The following is a 17812-nucleotide window of genomic DNA, read 5'->3' as shown; positions in this document are numbered from 1 at the left end:
CACCCGTAATGTCCAATTGACGTCTATGCTTAGTGCTTACAAAAACCTTATAAACTGAGGTGCCTTAGGCACCCTAATTTTGTCACTGGAGGCCGGGTATGAGCACCCCACATGATGTCAACCACCAGCAGGATCGTGATCGAGAAAACGCCGCAACAGCCAATAGCGCTTCAGTTGCGACCACATCAAGTCAGCACGCGCTAGCTACCACACCCCCACCCGCCATGATGCCGGTAAGTTTAAAAGTGAATGGTAAAGAACGTTCGCTCCATCTGGATACCCGCACCACTCTGCTGGATGCTCTACGCGAACATCTGCACCTCACCGGAACCAAAAAGGGCTGCGACCATGGTCAGTGCGGTGCCTGTACCGTTATCGTAGATGGGCGACGCATTAATGCGTGCCTCACACTGGCGGTAATGCAGCAAAACACTGAGGTCACCACCATTGAAGGCCTGGGTACGCCTGACAATCTGCACCCGCTTCAGGCTGCTTTCATCAAACATGATGGCTATCAGTGCGGTTACTGCACGCCGGGACAAATATGCTCTTCCGTGGCGGTTCTGAAGGAAATTGCAGACGGCATACCCAGCCACGTTTCCCCGGACCTGCTGGCACAGCCGACACGACATGCAGATGAAATTCGCGAGCGCATGAGCGGTAATATCTGCCGCTGCGGGGCCTATGCCAACATCCTCGCCGCCATTGATGAATACGCGGAGGGTCAGACATCGTGAAAGCCTTCAGCTATGAAAAAGTCACCTCTTCCCTGGAAGCCGCCACGCGCGCGCTGCAAAATCCCGGTGCCAGGTTTATTGCCGGAGGCACCAATTTGCTCGATCTGATGAAGCTGGAGATCGAAACTCCCGCTCATCTCATTGATGTGAACGGTTTGGCGCTGGATAAGATTGAACCCACCGACGAAGGCGGACTGCGTATTGGTGCACTGGTGCGAAATACCGACCTTGCCGCAGACATGCGTGTGCGGACGGGCTATGCGGTGCTCTCACGCGCGTTACTGGCAGGTGCGTCTGGTCAGTTACGCAATCAGGCGACGACGGCAGGAAACCTGCTTCAACGCACGCGCTGTCCTTATTTCTATGACACCAACCAGCCCTGTAATAAGCGTCTGCCCGGCAGCGGCTGTGCGGCGCTTGGGGGTTACAGCCGCCAGCTTGCTGTTATCGGAGCCAGTCAAGATTGTATTGCAACACATCCCAGCGACATGGCCGTGGCAATGCGTCTGCTGGATGCAACTATCGAAACGGTCAGCCCGGATGGCAGCGAGCGCGCGATTCCTATTAATGATTTCTACCGCGCGCCGGGTCAGACGCCTCATCTTGAGACGGTGCTTAATGCGGGCGAATTTATCACTGCGGTGGTCCTGCCGCCGCCAGTGGGAGGCACGCATATCTACCGTAAGGTTCGCGATCGCGCCTCTTATGCATTTGCACTGGTTTCCGTAGCGGCCATCGTAAAGCGTGATCACACAGGAAGGATCGCCGTCGGGGGTGTGGCGCATCAACCCTGGCGACGGGCGTTGGCAGACAGCGAACTGCCCAATGGTGCTCAGCCGGTTTTCGATAAGTTGTTTGAGGATGCACATCCTACGGCGGATAACCAATTCAAGCTGGTACTGGCGAAGCGCACTCTGGCTTCAGTGCTGGCAGACGCGAGGGCAAAAGCATGAAATTTGAGAAACCCGCCGGTTTTAATCCCATCGACCAGCTCAGATACGTTGGCCGTCCGCTTGATCGCATTGATGGGCCTTTAAAAACAACCGGCAGCGCGCCTTACGCCTATGAATGGCATGATGAGGCGCCTGACGTCACGTATGGGTATGTGGTGGGTAGCCCGATTGCCAAAGGTAAAATTACCTCACTTAATACCGAAGCCGCTGAAAGCGCACCGGGCGTGTTAGGCGTTGTTACCGCCAAAAATGCGGGCAAACTCAGCAAGGGGGAGATGAACACAGCAACGTTGCTGGCTGAATACCGTATTGAACATTACCATCAGGCCGTTGCTTTGGTTGTCGCTGAAACGTTTGAACAGGCGCGTGCGGCGGCCCAACTGGTAGAGGTCAGTTATCAGCAAGAAGAAGGCGCTTACAGCCTTGCTCATGAAATACCCACCGTGACGACGCCACCGGAAGATACGCCGGATAAAACCGTGGGTGATGTGGATCGTGCCCTGCGCGAAGCGGCGTTTGTGCTGGATGAAACCTATACCACGCCGGATCAGAGTCACATGGCCATGGAACCGCATGCTTCTATGGCCATGTGGGACAAGGACAAGGTAACGGTGTGGACGTCGAACCAGATGATAAACTGGTGCCGATCCGATCTTGCGAAGACGCTGAACCTGCCGCTGGAAAAAGTGCGGGTGCTGTCGCCTTATATTGGCGGTGGTTTTGGCGGGAAGTTGTTTCTGCGCAGTGATGCCCTGCTGGCAGCGTTGGGCGCTCGCGTTGTGAAACGTCCGGTAAAAATGATGCTCCCCCGGCCGATGATCCCTAATAACACCACTCATCGTCCCGCGACGCACCAGCATATTCGCATCGGTACCGACAAATCCGGGCATATCACGGGCATCTCGCATATTAGCTGGTCGGGTAACTTGCCGAACGGCACCCCTGAGACCGCCGTGCAACAGACGGAACTCCTCTATGCCGGTGCTAACCGTCTGACCGGCCTGCGTCTGGCAACGCTTGATCTGCCGGAAGGCAATGCGATGCGCGCGCCGGGTGAGGCGCCAGGGTTAATGGCGCTGGAAATGGCGATGGATGAGATAGCGGAGAAAGCTGGCATCGATCCCGTCGAATTCCGCATTCTGAATGATACTCAGGTTGATCCCGCTGATGCCAAACGCCCCTTCTCGCGCCGCCAGCTGATTGAGTGTCTGCGTACCGGTGCAGATAAATTCGGCTGGCAAAAGCGCAATCCCTTGCCTGCCCAGGTAAGAGACGGGCGCTGGCTGGTGGGCTTAGGCGTAGCCGCTGGATTCCGCAACAATCTCCTCGCTCCCTCTGGCGCTCGGGTGCACCTGGATGCGCATGGCATCGTCACCGTCGAAACCGACATGACGGATATTGGCACCGGTAGCTACACCATCATCGCCCAGACGGCGGCAGAAATGATGGGCGTGCCCCTTGAACAAGTAGCAGTGAAACTGGGAGATTCCGCTTTCCCGGTCTCAGCGGGGTCCGGTGGTCAGTGGGGTGCGAACACGTCGACGGCAGGCGTTTATGCCGCCTGCGTCAAGCTTCGAGAACAGGTAGCAACAGCACTCGGCATCAACCCTGATGATGCCGAGTTCGTGGAGGGCGAAGTTCGCTCAGGTCATCGCAGCGTCCCGCTTTCTGCGGCAGCGGCTAATGGCACTCTGACGGCAGAAGACACGATTGAGTTTGGCGACCTCGATCAGCAGTATCAGCAATCCACGTTTGCCGGGCATTTTGCTGAGGTGGCCGTGGATGTTTACACAGGGGAAGTGCGGGTACGCCGCATGTTGGCCGTCTGTGCGGCAGGTCGAATACTCAATCCCAAAACCGCGCGAAGTCAGGTCATTGGCGCGATGACAATGGGATTAGGTGGCGCGCTGATGGAAGAACTGGCGGTGGATACCCGATTGGGATTGTTTGTGAATCACGATATGGCAAGCTATGAGGTGCCCGTTCATGCGGATGTTCCCGAGCAGGAAGTCATCTTTCTTGATGATACCGATCCGGTCTCTTCACCGATGAAAGCCAAAGGCGTGGGTGAACTGGGATTATGTGGTGTCGGTGCAGCCATTGTGAACGCGATTTACAACGCGACGGGTGTCAGGGTCAGAGATTATCCGGTTACGCTGGATAAACTCTTAGCAGCTTTACCCCAGACCGCTTAACGTTCGCCAAATAAATTTACCCGCTGTGCGGTCTGCAAGTCCGTGCAGCGTCTGTTTCTTAGCCACATCAACATTCAGCCTGATTAGCCCGCGTAATATCCTCAATAGTATCAATATCCGTGATGCAGCCGCGATCGGTTAAGTCAACAAACGTGACAGCATCAGCGTTTAGCAATTCCCTCGCCCCTTTGTCTCCCTGTAATGCACAAAGCTGAGAGTAAAAAGATCGCTGAAAACCGACGGGATGACCTTGTATTCCATCGACTTGTGCGCGTACCAATCGGGAGTCGCGCAGCGCTTCACTGATGGCCCGATAGCTTGAGGGCTGGATAAAAGGCATATCCGCCAGGGTAATTAACCATCCGTCATAATCTGCTGTGGCGTTCACGCCCGCCGCGATAGATTCCCCCAGCCCCTCACTCGAACAGCGCACGATGCGTTCTTCCGACATTAACGCATGCAGTTGCCTGTCATCAGGCCGAGCCACCACATAGCAGTCAAGACCAGTAGCCCGCACATTATCCAGCGTATGCTGAAGCACTGGCTTACCCTGCATTACCGCAGCGAGTTTATTTCCCCGACCGGATTGCCTGAAGCGACGGCTGTACCCAGCGGCCATGACCAGAATGGCAATATTCACGATGCGCCATCCTTGTCCTGCGCTGAGCCCATCAAACCATTTTTGTGGCTAACGACATCGGCCATAATGGATAGCGCGATCTCCGCGGGTGTTTTGCTGCCAATATCCATCCCAATCGGGGCATGAATCCGGTTAATTTCTTCGGGATTCAGTTCGCCAATCCTGACTAACCGCTCTTTTCGCCTCAGACTGTTGTTCTGCGATCCCATGGCGCCGATATAGAAAGCGGGCAGATTTACAGCCTCCATCATCGTGAGATCGTCGATGCGAGGGTTATGGGTAAGGGAAAGAATCGCGGTGCCTGAGTGACACCCTTCACGTTCAAGGTAGCTAGCGGGAAACTGCTTAATTAACTTCACAGAGTCATCAAGTTGATCGGCCAGATTCAGCAGTACATCCTCGCGGTGCTCACATACCAGTGTTTCAAACCCTAAAGCCTGAGCAAAGTTCGCGCAGTAGAGTGCGACGCTGGAGAGGCCCGCAATGACCACCCTGGGAGGGGCGCACAACGTCAGCACGATGTTCGCGCCCTGTACCTGAGTATGCGTCCGGCTCAGATACCCCCCAGGTAGCAGCGAACGGCACGGTTCGGGTATTGTCAGCGCTTTTACCACGGAATGCGGCCCCGTCAACGCTGACATCATCTGTCGCAGGTAGCCGATCGACGCTTTAACCGGCATCAACTTTTCCACCAGGATGTCCAGCGCGCCTCCGCAGGGCAGCGCCTGGTCCGGCTCAAAGCCACCGTCTCCATAACGAACAATCTGGCTGGGCGAGGAAAAAATATCGTCGCCAATTCGGGCGATAAAGCTCTCTTCCACGCACCCGCCCGACAGCGAGCCGCAATAGCGACCATCGCTTCTGATCACCATCATTGCGCCTGGCGGGCGCGGGGACGAGCCAAAGGTACTGAGCACCGTACATAGCCACACCGGATGCTCCTCAGCCCATGCCAGTGCTGCGTTCAACACTTGCACATCAAGATGATGCATGCAGTTCTCCTGTAAGGGCGTTTATGTTCAGAATTGCGTCCAACCCAACTTTTCTTAACTCCCCTCGTCAAACGCCGACTTGACCGCCTCAACGATCTTCTCCGCCCTTGCCGTATCCTCTAGCGGCGGATACTCCTTTCTCAACTTTCCTGACACCTGCCAGCCATTCTCTTTCAATGATCGGATTATCCGATTCGCATCCTGATCCGGCATCTCCAGCACTTCCTTCAGCCTCTCCTGCGCCTTCTGGAATATTGTCAGCACTCTGGCTTCATCTGCCATTTCGACTCGCACGGTGTGCTCAATCACTTTCGCGGTGTACAACACGTGAGAGGTCAAATCCGGGTAGCGCCAGGCGTAACGCGCATCTTCGTAGTCGGCGAAGGTGAAGTTGCTCGGTGTACCGTCGTCATAGGTCACAATCTCACCAAAATGGCATGAGGTGGCATAGCGGCGCATCAGGCGTTTAGAGAACACTTCCAGCGTGCGGTCATAGCCAACACGGAAATCCAGCGAGCTGGTAATACTGGCAGAGACCGGCAGAATAACGCCTTCAGGAATGGCGCCGTCGCGAATTAACGAGTCATTAATCAGGAAGCGATGAATACGGCCATTGCCGTCGCGCATTGGATGAATATAGACAAAGCCGAAAGCAATCACGCCTGCTCTTGCCAGGGGTTCTGCACCACGCGTGGCGAGTTCGAATTCCTGCAGTCCACGCATAAACTGCGGCAAATCTTCAAACTGCGGCGCTACGTAATGCACGATGTCTTCGCGCATGGTCGCCTGTCCGACAAACACCGGCGAGCGACGCAGCCCCAGTCCCAACGCATCGTGACCGAGAATGCCTCTTTGCAGAATATGCAGGCTTTCATCACTGAGCGGGTCATCGATCTGGCCGCAATATTGCGCAATAACATGGGCGAAACGCTGAATACGATCGGCCTGTTCAGCCTCTTTCTCAATTAAAAAGCTGGCCCGGGATTCCTTGAAGGTCAGCCAACTGGCGGTTCGCAGCAGAACATCGGCACCAAAGGTATCATCCAGTTCATGCAGTGCTGCCGTGACATCAAAGGCAATGGCATTCTCAATCTCAGGCGTGCGGCGAATAACAGGACAAAAGTCTGGCGAGCCGGGTAAGTTATCATTGATACGCCAGCGTTTATTCTTGATTGCTAAAGTTCGCGTCAGATAGTCCTTCGCGGAGATCGCCGCAATATACCCGCCGTTAGCGACATCGGACACGTTGGTGAGCGTGTTACCTGTTAGCCATTCATAGAGAAAACCGGTACGGCGGGCGTATTGGCCAAAGGGCTCGCGCAGGCACCAGCTTTCGATCGGTTCAGGGCCGATGGCAGCGAAGAGCCGGGCAAAAAACTCCAGATGGAACTCTTCATATTTGAGGCCAAACGCAAAATGGCCTGAGAAGCTATCGTCAGGTTGATAGCTCGGAGGATAGCGCTTTTCGATGTGTCCCTGGTTCTCATGGGTGGCGCGAACCGTGCCAATAGCCGATTCCACGCGAAGTGGCTGAACCAGTTCAATGTGATAGCGCTTGCAGAGCGCCTTAAATCCCACCAGCATCGGCTGAATCCTTTAACATCCAGGTGAAAACGATAATTTATCCGCACTATAGCGCGAAAATACTAACATCGCGATGCGACTCTGATAATCCATGCTCTAAAATGCTAACAAAATCGTTCTGAACGCTGAAAATGATAATTTAAGTCATAAAAGAGAAAGCTACCCGACGAACTGCCGAGTAATAAGTGATAGGCGGTAAGATTCATTCACCTCAATGAAGGTTGCCCTTAAACGGTGCAGTTGATCTGCGTTTTAGTAATGGAAAATAGCCATTATAAAGAGAGATATAGCTAAACAATTATAATTTTATGCACCATAAGTGTGATGCAATCGTCATATTTAACCATTGGTGCGCTATTTTTGTGCGTTATGTCAAAATAAATCCATAAGAAAATAATATAGAAATGAATTTATAAATTCAGGCTGCCGTTTATACAGAGACGTCAAAGAAAAATAGTCATTAGTTTCAAGTCAATACGTAATTACCCTTTCATGGAAACATTCCTAAGCTCAGCTCGCACCCCCCATTATTAACGTGATTAACGTATTGCTAACGCAAATTTAAAAGTGATAAAACATTCTCACTTGATAAATACTTTTCATTTAAAAGGTGGTTGGCATGGCACTTGAAACAGCTTACGTCCGTATTCCAGAAGCATGGAACCGTCCAGATAAAAAATGGCTTGCAGCATTCGCTGATTTTCCCGTTGCCAATATTGGCGATGCGATGGAAAGACTGAACATGTGCGATGCCGGGATCGTTCCGGTCACCACCCACACCGCGTTCGTCGGCTTTGCTTTTCCTGTGCTGGTCACGCCCGGCGATAACGCTGCCGTCATTCGCTCACTGGATTATATCCAGCCGGGCGATGTGATGATGATCAATGGCCAGGGCCACATTGATCGTGCGCTGGTGGGTGAACAGCTCACCCAACGATTTCAGCATGCTGGCGCCGTCGCACAGGTGATTGATGGCGCAGTGCGTGACCGCAAAGTAATTGAATCCACAGGCTTACCCACTTTCTGTCGCGGCGTTTCCCCTGCCGGTCCGTTCAAAAATGGGCCCGGCGTGATCGGTGAACCGGTGGCGATTGGCGGCGTGGTGTGCGCGGCAGGCGATATCGTGGTGGGTGATGACGACGGCATCATTGTCATTCCTTTCTGGCGCGCGGAGACGGTATTGGCTGAAGTGCGCGAAGTTGCCCGACGTGAAGCAGAAATGACGGCGGAAGTGACCCGTAAATATAAATAAAGCCAGGCCACTACCGTTAAAGGCCTTCCGGGGATTAACCACGCTTAACTCAGGGCAAAACAGATGACGAAATCACATGCCGCAACAATGAATTACGCACTGCCGAAGGATGGAAAGACCAAGAACAATGTTGTACGCCGCGCGTCAATCGCAGGTGGAGTCGGTTCGTTTGTAGAGTGGTATGACTACGGTATTTACGGCTTGCTGGTGAGTTCACTGGTACTTGTGTTTGCCGCCAGTGACATGAACACCAGCGACGCCGGATTGATGCTCACCTATGTCGGCTTCACGGTGAGCTTTGTAGTGCGTCCGTTTGGCGGCGTGATTTGTGGTTATCTCGGCGACAAAATTGGACGCCAAAAACTGCTGGCGATCCTGTTGCTGATGATTTCTCTGGCAACGGCCGCCATTGGTCTGTTGCCAAGCTATGAGAGCATCGGCTGGGCCGCACCCACACTACTGATCCTACTGCGTATCGTGCAGGGGTTCTCCGCCGGTGGCGAAGTGTCCGGAGCCGGTTCTTTCGTGGCGGAATATGCGGAAGACCATCGTCGTGCAGTAGTGATGTCACCGCTGGTAATGGGATCGTTTATTGCGTTGCTGTTCGGCAGTCTGTTAATCAGCGGCCTAATCAATGTGTTTGGCGTTGATGCCATGAACAGCTGGATGTGGCGTGTGCCATTCCTGCTGGCCATTCCGATGGCGCTGATCGGCGTCTACATCCGTACCCGCATTGAAGATACACCGCATTTCCAGATGGTGAAGGCCAGCAACCGCGTGGTACGTAACCCGCTCCGTGAAGTGCTCTCCTCAAAACGTCACCTGAAGGCGATTGGACTGGCAATCACGTTACCCGCGGTAAACGGTCCGGGTTACTACATCCTGTTTGTCTACATGCCGACCTACCTTAACAAGGTGATGCACTTCCAGCAGATCCAGAGCCTGATGGTGACGGCCTGCGGTCTGTTAACCATCGTCGGTGCCATCCCGCTGATGGCGTGGCTTTCCGATCGTCTCGGCCGTAAGCCGCTGTTAATTGCCTCCGCGATTGCCATGGCCGTACTGGCGTGGCCGTGCTTCTGGTTACTGACGCTCGGTATGTTCCCGCTGGCCTGCATGGCATCCATTCTACTGGCCTTCGCCTTCGCCGGACACGCGGGCGTGATTCAGGCCACGCTGGCAGAGATGTTCCCGACCAACGTGCGTTACAGCGCCTACAGCATTGGCTTCAATCTCTCGACGGTGATCTTCGGCGGTTCCGCACCCCTGCTGATGACCTGGCTAATCGGCATGACCGGTATCGCCAGCATCCCCAGCTACATGGTGATTTTCACCGCAGCGCTGACGCTGATCAGCGCGCTGTATCTGAAAGAGACCGCCGGCAAGCCGCTGGCTGATGAATAAGCACTGAATACAAGTACTCACTCAGGATTTCGAGGTCACTATGAAAAACGCGTCACCCTGGCGGATAGGGTTTGATATTGGTGGCACCTTTACCGATTTGGTGCTGTTAAACGACGTCACCGGCGAAGCGATTCGCCATAAAACGCTGACCACGCCCGAAGACCCTTCCGAGGGCGCTTACACCGGGCTGACTCAACTGGTGGAGATGGCGGGACTCAGCGCCAGTGATATTCACACCATTACCCACGGCACCACGCTGGCGATCAATGCACTGCTGGAACGTCACGGCGCCAAAACCGCATTGGTGGTGACACGCGGCTTCCGCGATGTGCTGGTGTTAGGACGTGAGTATCGCTATGACATCTATGACCTGAACGGTGCACCGGCGAAACCACTGCTGACACGCTCGCAGGCTTATGAAGTCAATGAGCGCGTCACGGCACGCGGTGAAGTGGTCACCCCGCTTGATGAGCGAGAAGTGGTGCAACTGGCGGCTGAACTGCGCTCACAAGGTTATGAAGCGGTGGCGGTTTTGTGCATGCACGCTTACGCCTGGCCTGAGCACGAAAATCAAATCGAGGCGATTCTCAGCCGTGAACTGCCGGGCGTATCGATCTCGGTCTCTCATAAGGTGTCCCGTGAGATCCGTGAATACGATCGCGGCGTGCTAACGGCGATGAATGCCTTCGTGCAACCTAAGGCGCGTCGTTATATGGCGCGGCTTGAGCAAAAATTGCGCGAAGGCGGTTTCGCCTGTGACTGGCTGGTGATGGGCTCCAACGGAGGTTTGATGGCGCCGCAGGTGGCGGCCGATTATCCCACACGCATCATCGAATCCGGCCCGGCAGGCGGGATTGTGGCGACTGCCGCGTTTGCCCGTAAGAACGATGAACATCAGGTGCTGGCCTTTGATATGGGCGGCACCACCGCGAAAGCCTGCGTAGTGCGCAACGGCGAACCTTCCATCACCACCGATTATGAAGTGGGTCGCGCCGACCGTTTGCTAAAAGGCAGCGGTTTGCCGGTCAAGTTGCCGGTAGTCGACATGATTGAGATTGGTGCCGGTGGCGGCAGCATCGCGCGCGTCGATTCACTTGGCCTGCTGGAGATTGGCCCTGAGAGCGCCAGCGCCTGGCCGGGACCGGCTTGCTATGGCCGTGGCGGAGAGCTGCCAACGGTCACTGACGCCAACCTGGTTCTGGGCCTGCTGGATCCCGATGCCTTCCTCGGCGGCCGGATGCGACTCGATGTGGAGGCTGCCCGCACCGCGATCCAACGTATCGCTGCACCGCTGGGGTTGAGTGTTGAAGAGGCCGCATGGGGCATCCACGAAGTTGCTAACAGCAAAATGTCCGAAGCGCTGCGCACTCATTCGGTTGAGAAAAACGTCAGCCCGTCGCAGATGACCATGCTGGCATTTGGTGGCGCAGGCCCGAGTCACGCCTGGTCGCTGGCCAAGCAGCTCAGTGTCAAACGCGTCTATTTCCCGAACGGCGCGGGCGTTTATTCCGCCTTCGGTCTGTTAACCGCACCGCCGAGTGCTGACTTTGTGCGTGCCGATCGCTGCCGCCTGCAAACCGGTATTGATGTCGCCGCCATCAGTGCGATCTTCGCCGAAGGGTTTGATGAAGCGATGACCACACTGGCCGCGGCGAATGCCGATCCTGCCACCGCGATACAGCAGAAGCTCGCCGGCGTACGTTATGTCGGTCAGGGATCGGAACTGACCGTGACGTTGCCTGACACCTTCCTGAGCCACGGCGATGTACAAGCGCTGATCGATACCTTTGAAGCCGCCCATCTGGCGCGCTTTGGCCGCACGCTGCCGGGGCAAGGTGTGGAAGTGGTGAACTGGCGTGGGCGCGTACAAACCACGCCTCCGAAACTCAACACTACCGACCAGCTGCGTCACCCCGAACCTGACGCGCGTGAAAAAAGCCTGCAGGTGTATCTCGGCCGTGAACAGGGCTACCGCCCGTGCCGCGTGATCCCACGCAGTCTGCTGGTCACCGGCGTGGCAGTAGAGGGTCCGGCACTGCTGCAGGAGAAAGAGTGTGCAATCTATGTCGGTCCGGGTGCCTCTGCGCAGCTGGATGAACAAGGCAATATTCTGATGGAGCTGAACTGATGGCGACAACCACCCCTGACAATCTGCGATTTCTCGACGATCCCATCAGCCTGCGTATTACCTGGGATCGCCTGGTCAGTATCTCTGAAGAAGCGGCGGCCACGCTGGTTAACATGGCGTTCTCCAGCATCATCCGTGAAGTAGGCGACTACTCCTGCCTGCTGATGGATGCCAGCGGCAATTCGCTGGCACAGCCGAAAGCCAGCGTGCCGGTGTTTATCGGCACCCTGCCCGCCACCGTGCGCCATTTACTGGCGAAATTCCCGGCTGACACCCTGAAGCCAGGTGACAGCCTGATCACCAACGATCCCTGGCTGGGCACCGGTCATCTCAACGACGTTACGGTGGTCACGCCGGTGTTCCGCGACGGCAAACTGGTGGCCTTTACCGGCGCAGCGGCACATATGTCGGATATCGGCGGCTCGCTGAATATGGGGTCCTCGCGCGACATGTATGAGGAAGGGTTCCTCATTCCACCGAGCAAGCTGATGATGGAAGGTCAGGTCAATCAGCAACTGCTGGATCTGTTCCTCGCCAACGTTCGCGCACCGGACCAGGTGGAAGGCGATCTGCACGCAATGCTGGCCGCTAACCAGATTGGTGCTAACGGTTTGCTGGGCCTGATGGATGACCTGAAGCTGGAATCGGTTACCCCGCTGGCAGAGAAAATTCATTCGCTGACCGAAGCCGCGATGCGCAAAGCCATTGAAGCGGTACCGGATGGTCGTTACGAAGCAGCAGTCGATATTGGTGATTATGAAGGCGATATTCACCTTAATGTGGCGGTGATTGTCGAGGGCAGCAATATCACCATCGATTACGCCGGTTCTTCGGCCGAATCAATGTTTGGCAGCAACTGCCCGATGTCCTTCACTTATGCCTACAGCGTCTATCCGCTGAAATGCCTGCTGGAACCGCATCTGCCTAATAATGAGGGCTGCTTTAAATCCATCACCGTCACTGCGCCGGAAGGATCGATTGCCAACGCGCGCCCGCCTTGCGCGGTTGAAATGCGCAATCGCGTCGGTCATATGGCGCACGCCGCGATCTTCACCGCGCTGTCAGAGATTATGCCAGAGCGCGTGATGGGCCATTCGGGCAGTGCACCGGTGACCTGTGACGTGTTTGCAGGCCAGTTCGATGACGGTCGCCGCTTTGTCGAGAGTCTGTGCGTCAACGGCGGTACCGGCGCTCGGCCGGCAGCGGATGGGATTGTCACCGGCTTCCCGGGCAATATGTCTTCCACCCCGGTCGAACTGATTGAATCCGCCACGCCGCTGCTGTTCCTCGAAAAAGCCATCGTGCCAGATTCCGGCGGCGCGGGACGTTATCGCGGCGGCGTGGCGCAGCGCATGGTGATTCGCAATACCAGCCAATATCCGCTCTCGCACAGCATGTTTTATTCGCGCCAGAAACACGCGGCAGAAGGCGTGCTGGGCGGATCGGCGGGCGCACCCAACTTTATCGCTATCAACGGTGAATCCCTCGCCAAACCGGTTGGCCGTCATGATGTCCTGCCGGGCGATGAGATCACCATCCAGATGCCGGGCGGCGGAGGCAAGATGCCGGTCGCCGAACGTGATCCACAGGCCATCCTGTGGGATTTACAGGAAGGCTACATCACCGAGGCGGGAGCGCTGCGTGATTACGGCGTCGACGTCGCAGCACTGAACAGGAGCTAAGCATGGAACAGTTAACGGGAAAAGTGGTCATCATCACCGGCGCCGGCAGCGGCATTGGTAAAGCGGCTGCCGCAGGTTTTGTGCAGCGCGGCGCGCGCGTGGTGTTGGTCGGTCGCCGCAAAGCGGTGCTGGATGAGGTCGTGGCGGAACTGCATGAACAGGGGGGTGAAGCCTGGGCTTATGCCGCTGATATCGCCAGCAAGCAAGAGGTGAATGCGCTGGTTGCCTGGACGCTGCGCGAACTGGGTGAGATCGACATTCTGGTCAACAATGCCGGCAGCGCCAGCAAGACACTCAACGCACGCTGGATCGAAGAAGAAGAATGGGATCAGGTGCAGGACGTCAACTTGAAAGCCGTATTCCTGCTGACGCAGGCGCTGTTGCCTTCCATGCTGGCGCGTAAAAACGGCACCATCATCACCGTGTCGTCACTGGCAGCGCTGCGTCCGAACCTGCTGGGCGGTGCGGCCTATGGCGCCGCGAAAGCCGCCGTACGCAACTTCATGACCTATCTGCACAACACCTTCCGCAATGACGGCATCCGCTCGACCTGCATTCTGCCGGGGGAAACGAACACGCCGATTATGGATAACCGCGCCAACCCGCCGCTGCAAAGCATTCGTGACCATATGGTGCAGCCTGAGGATGTCGCCGATGCCATCCTGCTGTGCGCCAGCCTGCCAATGCGCACGGTGATTGAAGAACTGATTGTTGCGCCGACTTTCCTGCGTGACGTTTCCGGCGATCTGGAGATCAGCCGCTGGAAAAATGCGCCCGCAGAATGCAAAGCCGAGCGTTTCAAACACAACTGATCCCACAGGAAGGTGAATGATGTCTGCCAAACTTTTTAAAGCGTCCGAAGCGGTACTGCGTGTCGAACGCACGTCACTGCGCGTGCAGCAACCCGCTTCCAGCAGTGATATGGTCTCGCTGGCGATGGGCGAACCCGATTTTGATACCCCACCGCGCATCGTTCAGGCGGCAGTAGAAGCGCTGCAGCAGGGTTATACCCATTACGCCCCCCTGCTGGGCGATAAAACATTGTGCCAGGCGCTGGCCGACGACGTCTCTGCGCGGAGCGGCATGTCGGTTAAAAACGGTGAAGTGCTGGTGACCCACGGCGGTACTGCAGGCCTGGCTGCTGCGATTCTCTCTATCGTCAATCCGGGCGATCGTGTCGTCATTCCGGATCCGACTTATTCGCTGTATGCCGACCTGGTCAATATGGCGGGTGGTATCTGCATTCCTATGCCGTGCCGCAGCGATTTGCACTGGGATTTGGATCGTCTGGATAAAGCGCTGGAGGGCGCCAAACTGTTTGTGTTCTGTAACCCAGGCAATCCCACCGGCATCGTGCACAGCTGCGAAGAAATTGAAACCCTGGGTAAGCTGGTTAACAAACACAACAATCTGGTGATTGCGGATGAAGCTTACAGCGATCTGGTGTTCACCGTTCGCCCTTTCACTTCGGTATTGCAGGTGCCCGCCTTCGCTGGCCGCACGCTGTACTGTCAGACCTTCTCGAAAAGTTACGCCATGACCGGCTGGCGCGTGGGCTATCTGGCAGGCCCGGCTGAGATGATCGCTGCCGCCGCGCGCGTTCACAATAGCATCAACGGATCGGTGAACAGTGCAGTGCAGCGTGCAGCACTGGTGGCACTCACGCAGTGTAAAAACGACGTCAAACGTATGTATGATGTCTACCGTGAACGTCGCCAGTTAATGATGGAAGGTCTGTACGCCATCCCGGAGCTGTCGCTCAATGAACCCGAGGGGGCATTTTACTGCTTCCCTTCTTATTCATTGCCGATCCCGGCAATCGATATGGTCGCGCTGCTGCGTGAACAAGGCATTGCCGTCCGTCCAGGCAGTGAGTTTGGTGCGGCGGGAGAGCGCCACCTGCGCCTGTCCTACGCGGCCAGCAATGAGGCGATTGTCGAAGGCGTACGTCGCCTCAAACGTGCGCTGGCTGGTTTGAACTGAGACGTAAAACACAGGAATAAAACCCACCATGGCGGGAAGACCGATGCGCAGTGATACCGAAAGAAACCGCAAAAACCTGATTCAGGCGGGAGCCCGCTTGTTTGAGCATGCAGAAAACCCGATAAGCCTGGCGGAGATTGCCGCCGAAGCCGGCGTATCCGTTGCTACGGCCTATCGCCAGTTTACGTCGGTAGAAGAGGTGCTGAACGCCTATCGCCAGGAAGTGGGCCAGCTTTTGCTCGATTTCAGTCTGAGCCAGAGCTGCGCGGGCCTGCAGAAACTGGAGAACATCAGCCGGCACTGGATCAAACTGGTGCGCGAAAACGGTGCCGCAATGGTGCCGATGCGTAACCGTCGTGGCTACCTGGAACGTTTATGGGAAGGCGCGGACTACCTGAAAGTGCAGGCTGATGCGCTACGCCCGGCGTTACGCGAAGCGATGGAGGAAATGGATCTGCCGGACATTGGTGATAAAGCGATTTTCCTGTGGAACATCCTGTTCGATCCCCGTGAAATCTTTGACCTGCTGGATACCGTTGGCCTGACGGAAAAACAGGTGGGTACGCAGTTGATGTCGGTGCTGATCGGCGGACTACGTGGTTTCGCTACCGCCAATGAGTTCAGCGTGGAAGCTTGCCGCACTAAATAAAATCGGGGCCGCCCGTCAGCGGCCTATTCCCTCTTCTTTTGATGATCACAATCACTGTGAGGGGTTACTGCATCCTGAATTTGGGGCAGCGCCTGCGCGGTGCAAAAAGGTGAAATGATGACAGCGCTTTCCTATGTATCAGAAGATAAACACTCTCCCTGGGCGACCTATCTGGCGCAGGTCGATCGCGTCCTTCCCTATCTGGGCGAACTTTCACGCTGGGCGGATACGCTGCGCCATCCTAAGCGTGCACTGATCGTCGATATCCCGCTGGAGATGGATGATGGCAGCGTCAGGCATTTCGAAGGCTACCGCGTGCAGCACAATCTTTCACGCGGGCCGGGTAAAGGCGGCGTGCGTTTTCACCCGGACGTGACGCTGGAAGAAGTGATGGCGCTGTCAGCCTGGATGACGGTGAAATGTGCGGCGATCAATCTGCCGTTTGGTGGCGCGAAAGGCGGTATCCGCGTCGATCCGCGAGAGCTATCCAAAAAGGAACTGGAGCGACTGACGCGCCGCTATACCAGCGAGATTGGCAGCATCATTGGACCGCAGCAGGATATTCCGGCACCGGACGTCGGCACCAATCCGCAGGTGATGGCATGGATGATGGATACCTGGTCGATGAATGTCGGAATGACCAGTACCGGTGTGGTGACCGGCAAACCCATCCATCTCGGTGGTTCACTGGGCCGCGTGAAGGCAACGGGGCGCGGTGTGTTTGTCACCGGAAAAGTTACCGCGCAGCGGATCGGCCTGGAACTGGAGAACGCACGCGTGGCGGTGCAGGGCTTCGGCAATGTCGGCAGCGTGGCCGCCGAACTGTTTTCGCAGTCTGGTGCTAAGGTCGTCACGGTGCAGGATCACAGCGCCACGCTGCATCATTCAGCCGGCATTGATGTGGCGGCACTGATTCGCTGGCAACAGCAGCACGGCAGCATCGCCGGGTTTCATGGCGCAACGGCGATCAGCCACGAGGCCTTTTGGGAACAGGGTTGCGATATCCTGATCCCCGCCGCGCTGGAAGGGCAAATTACCGCAGAGCGCGCGCGAAAACTGGTGTGCCGTATGGTGCTGGAAGGTGCTAACGGCCCAACGTTACCGGAGGCCGACGACATCCTGACGCAGCGCAATATCACGGTGGTGCCCGATGTGATTTGCAACGCCGGTGGCGTCACCGTCAGCTACTTCGAGTGGGTACAGGATTTCTCCAGCTTCTTCTGGAGCGAAGATGAAATTAACGCCCGACTAGACAAAATCATGGAACAGGCGCTGCTCGCGATCTGGCAAAAATCGGAACAGTTGGCAGTGAGTTTGCGAACGGCGGCTTATGCGGTGGCGTGTGAGCGGATTTTGACGGCAAGGAAGGAGCGGGGGTTGTATCCGTGAGGGGAGTTCCAACATTTAAATAGCGTTGAGGGAAAGCGTTTTTTGATCTGCTTTTAAGGGCTTCAACGCAGAGTTCTGGACGAATCCTGATAATGGATGACAGCCGGATTCACTATCCGGCTGTTTTCTATTGACTATATATTGTTAATCATTGACTGTGATTGATTTGATAACAAACGATCGGCCAGCTCAACGCCCTGAAAACCACGGAATCTATTAAAAAT

The 17812-nt window shown here is 56.0% G+C and carries 14 protein-coding genes; 11 read left to right on the top strand and 3 right to left on the bottom strand.

Going from position 1 to position 17812, the window contains the following annotated elements:
• Nucleotides 1–98: 98 nt before the first annotated feature.
• The 3 genes from paoA to paoC are packed head-to-tail and all read left to right on the top strand — an operon-like array spanning nt 99 to nt 3885.
• Nucleotides 99–737 (top strand): aldehyde dehydrogenase iron-sulfur subunit PaoA, encoded by a 639-nt coding sequence (gene paoA, locus QMZ30_RS11465; protein ID WP_283227469.1) that lies wholly within the window; start codon nt 99–101, stop codon nt 735–737.
• Nucleotides 734–1690 (top strand): FAD binding domain-containing protein, encoded by a 957-nt coding sequence (locus tag QMZ30_RS11460; RefSeq protein WP_283227468.1) that lies wholly within the window; start codon nt 734–736, stop codon nt 1688–1690. The genes paoA and QMZ30_RS11460 overlap by 4 nt, the downstream gene beginning before the upstream one ends.
• Complete coding sequence (paoC, locus tag QMZ30_RS11455; protein WP_283227467.1) at nt 1687–3885, top strand: aldehyde oxidoreductase molybdenum-binding subunit PaoC; 2199 nt, start codon at nt 1687–1689, stop codon at nt 3883–3885. Before QMZ30_RS11460 ends, paoC begins: the two co-directional genes overlap by 4 nt.
• A 67-nt stretch (nt 3886–3952) precedes the next feature.
• Here the strand turns inward: paoC and QMZ30_RS11450 are convergent, their stop codons facing one another.
• The 3 genes from QMZ30_RS11450 to QMZ30_RS11440 are packed head-to-tail and all read right to left on the bottom strand — an operon-like array spanning nt 3953 to nt 7101.
• Nucleotides 3953–4525 (bottom strand): nucleotidyltransferase family protein, encoded by a 573-nt coding sequence (locus QMZ30_RS11450; RefSeq protein ID WP_283227466.1) that lies wholly within the window; start codon nt 4523–4525, stop codon nt 3953–3955.
• Entirely contained in the window at nt 4522–5517 is a 996-nt protein-coding gene (locus QMZ30_RS11445) for an XdhC family protein (protein ID WP_283227465.1), read from the bottom strand. The genes QMZ30_RS11450 and QMZ30_RS11445 overlap by 4 nt, the downstream gene beginning before the upstream one ends.
• 54 nt (nt 5518–5571) lie before the next feature.
• On the bottom strand, nt 5572–7101 hold the full coding sequence (locus QMZ30_RS11440) for a Fic family protein (RefSeq protein ID WP_283227464.1): 1530 nt from the start codon (nt 7099–7101) through the stop codon (nt 5572–5574).
• Between the two features lie 619 nt (nt 7102–7720).
• Here QMZ30_RS11440 and QMZ30_RS11435 point away from each other — a divergent pair.
• From QMZ30_RS11435 to QMZ30_RS11400, 8 genes are all read left to right on the top strand, one after another.
• Nucleotides 7721–8353 carry an RraA family protein gene (locus QMZ30_RS11435; protein WP_283227463.1) on the top strand — a complete coding sequence of 211 codons (633 nt, stop codon included), beginning with the start codon at nt 7721–7723 and terminating at the stop codon, nt 8351–8353.
• Nucleotides 8354–8416: 63 nt separating this feature from the next.
• Entirely contained in the window at nt 8417–9757 is a 1341-nt protein-coding gene (locus tag QMZ30_RS11430; protein ID WP_283227462.1) for an MFS transporter, read from the top strand.
• Nucleotides 9758–9797: 40 nt separating this feature from the next.
• The gene (locus QMZ30_RS11425; RefSeq protein ID WP_283227461.1) at nt 9798–11885 is read left to right on the top strand and encodes a hydantoinase/oxoprolinase family protein; all 2088 of its coding nucleotides are present in this window, start codon (nt 9798–9800) and stop codon (nt 11883–11885) included.
• A complete protein-coding gene (locus tag QMZ30_RS11420) occupies nt 11885–13567 on the top strand; it encodes a hydantoinase B/oxoprolinase family protein (protein ID WP_283227460.1) in 1683 nt (560 codons plus the stop codon). The genes QMZ30_RS11425 and QMZ30_RS11420 overlap by 1 nt, the downstream gene beginning before the upstream one ends.
• A 2-nt stretch (nt 13568–13569) precedes the next feature.
• A complete protein-coding gene (locus tag QMZ30_RS11415) occupies nt 13570–14379 on the top strand; it encodes an SDR family oxidoreductase (RefSeq protein WP_283227459.1) in 810 nt (269 codons plus the stop codon).
• Between the two features lie 16 nt (nt 14380–14395).
• Entirely contained in the window at nt 14396–15550 is a 1155-nt protein-coding gene (locus QMZ30_RS11410; protein WP_283227458.1) for a pyridoxal phosphate-dependent aminotransferase, read from the top strand.
• 28 nt (nt 15551–15578) lie between these two features.
• A complete protein-coding gene (locus QMZ30_RS11405; protein ID WP_283227457.1) occupies nt 15579–16199 on the top strand; it encodes a TetR/AcrR family transcriptional regulator in 621 nt (206 codons plus the stop codon).
• 117 nt (nt 16200–16316) lie between these two features.
• On the top strand, nt 16317–17588 hold the full coding sequence (locus tag QMZ30_RS11400) for a Glu/Leu/Phe/Val family dehydrogenase (protein WP_160869066.1): 1272 nt from the start codon (nt 16317–16319) through the stop codon (nt 17586–17588).
• Nucleotides 17589–17812: the final 224 nt, after the last annotated feature.

The organism is Pantoea sp. EA-12 (genome assembly GCF_030053355.1).
GTDB lineage: Bacteria > Pseudomonadota > Gammaproteobacteria > Enterobacterales > Enterobacteriaceae > Pantoea > Pantoea vagans_C.
Note: the sequence above shows the minus strand (reverse complement) of the source record. Positions and strands in the feature narration are given on the sequence as shown.

What these genes read in the sequence shown, in the direction of transcription:
- paoA (WP_283227469.1), top strand. Translation starts at nt 99, where the DNA reads ATGAGCACCCCACATGATGTCAACCACCAGCAGGATCGTGATCGAGAA.
- QMZ30_RS11410 (WP_283227458.1), top strand. Translation starts at nt 14,396, where the DNA reads ATGATGTCTGCCAAACTTTTTAAAGCGTCCGAAGCGGTACTGCGTGTC.
- QMZ30_RS11405 (WP_283227457.1), top strand. Translation starts at nt 15,579, where the DNA reads ATGGCGGGAAGACCGATGCGCAGTGATACCGAAAGAAACCGCAAAAAC.
- QMZ30_RS11435 (WP_283227463.1), top strand. Translation starts at nt 7,721, where the DNA reads ATGGCACTTGAAACAGCTTACGTCCGTATTCCAGAAGCATGGAACCGT.
- QMZ30_RS11445 (WP_283227465.1), bottom strand. Translation starts at nt 5,517, where the DNA reads ATGCATCATCTTGATGTGCAAGTGTTGAACGCAGCACTGGCATGGGCT.
- QMZ30_RS11420 (WP_283227460.1), top strand. Translation starts at nt 11,885, where the DNA reads ATGGCGACAACCACCCCTGACAATCTGCGATTTCTCGACGATCCCATC.
- QMZ30_RS11400 (WP_160869066.1), top strand. Translation starts at nt 16,317, where the DNA reads ATGACAGCGCTTTCCTATGTATCAGAAGATAAACACTCTCCCTGGGCG.
- QMZ30_RS11430 (WP_283227462.1), top strand. Translation starts at nt 8,417, where the DNA reads ATGACGAAATCACATGCCGCAACAATGAATTACGCACTGCCGAAGGAT.
- QMZ30_RS11415 (WP_283227459.1), top strand. Translation starts at nt 13,570, where the DNA reads ATGGAACAGTTAACGGGAAAAGTGGTCATCATCACCGGCGCCGGCAGC.
- paoC (WP_283227467.1), top strand. Translation starts at nt 1,687, where the DNA reads ATGAAATTTGAGAAACCCGCCGGTTTTAATCCCATCGACCAGCTCAGA.
- QMZ30_RS11425 (WP_283227461.1), top strand. Translation starts at nt 9,798, where the DNA reads ATGAAAAACGCGTCACCCTGGCGGATAGGGTTTGATATTGGTGGCACC.
- QMZ30_RS11440 (WP_283227464.1), bottom strand. Translation starts at nt 7,101, where the DNA reads ATGCTGGTGGGATTTAAGGCGCTCTGCAAGCGCTATCACATTGAACTG.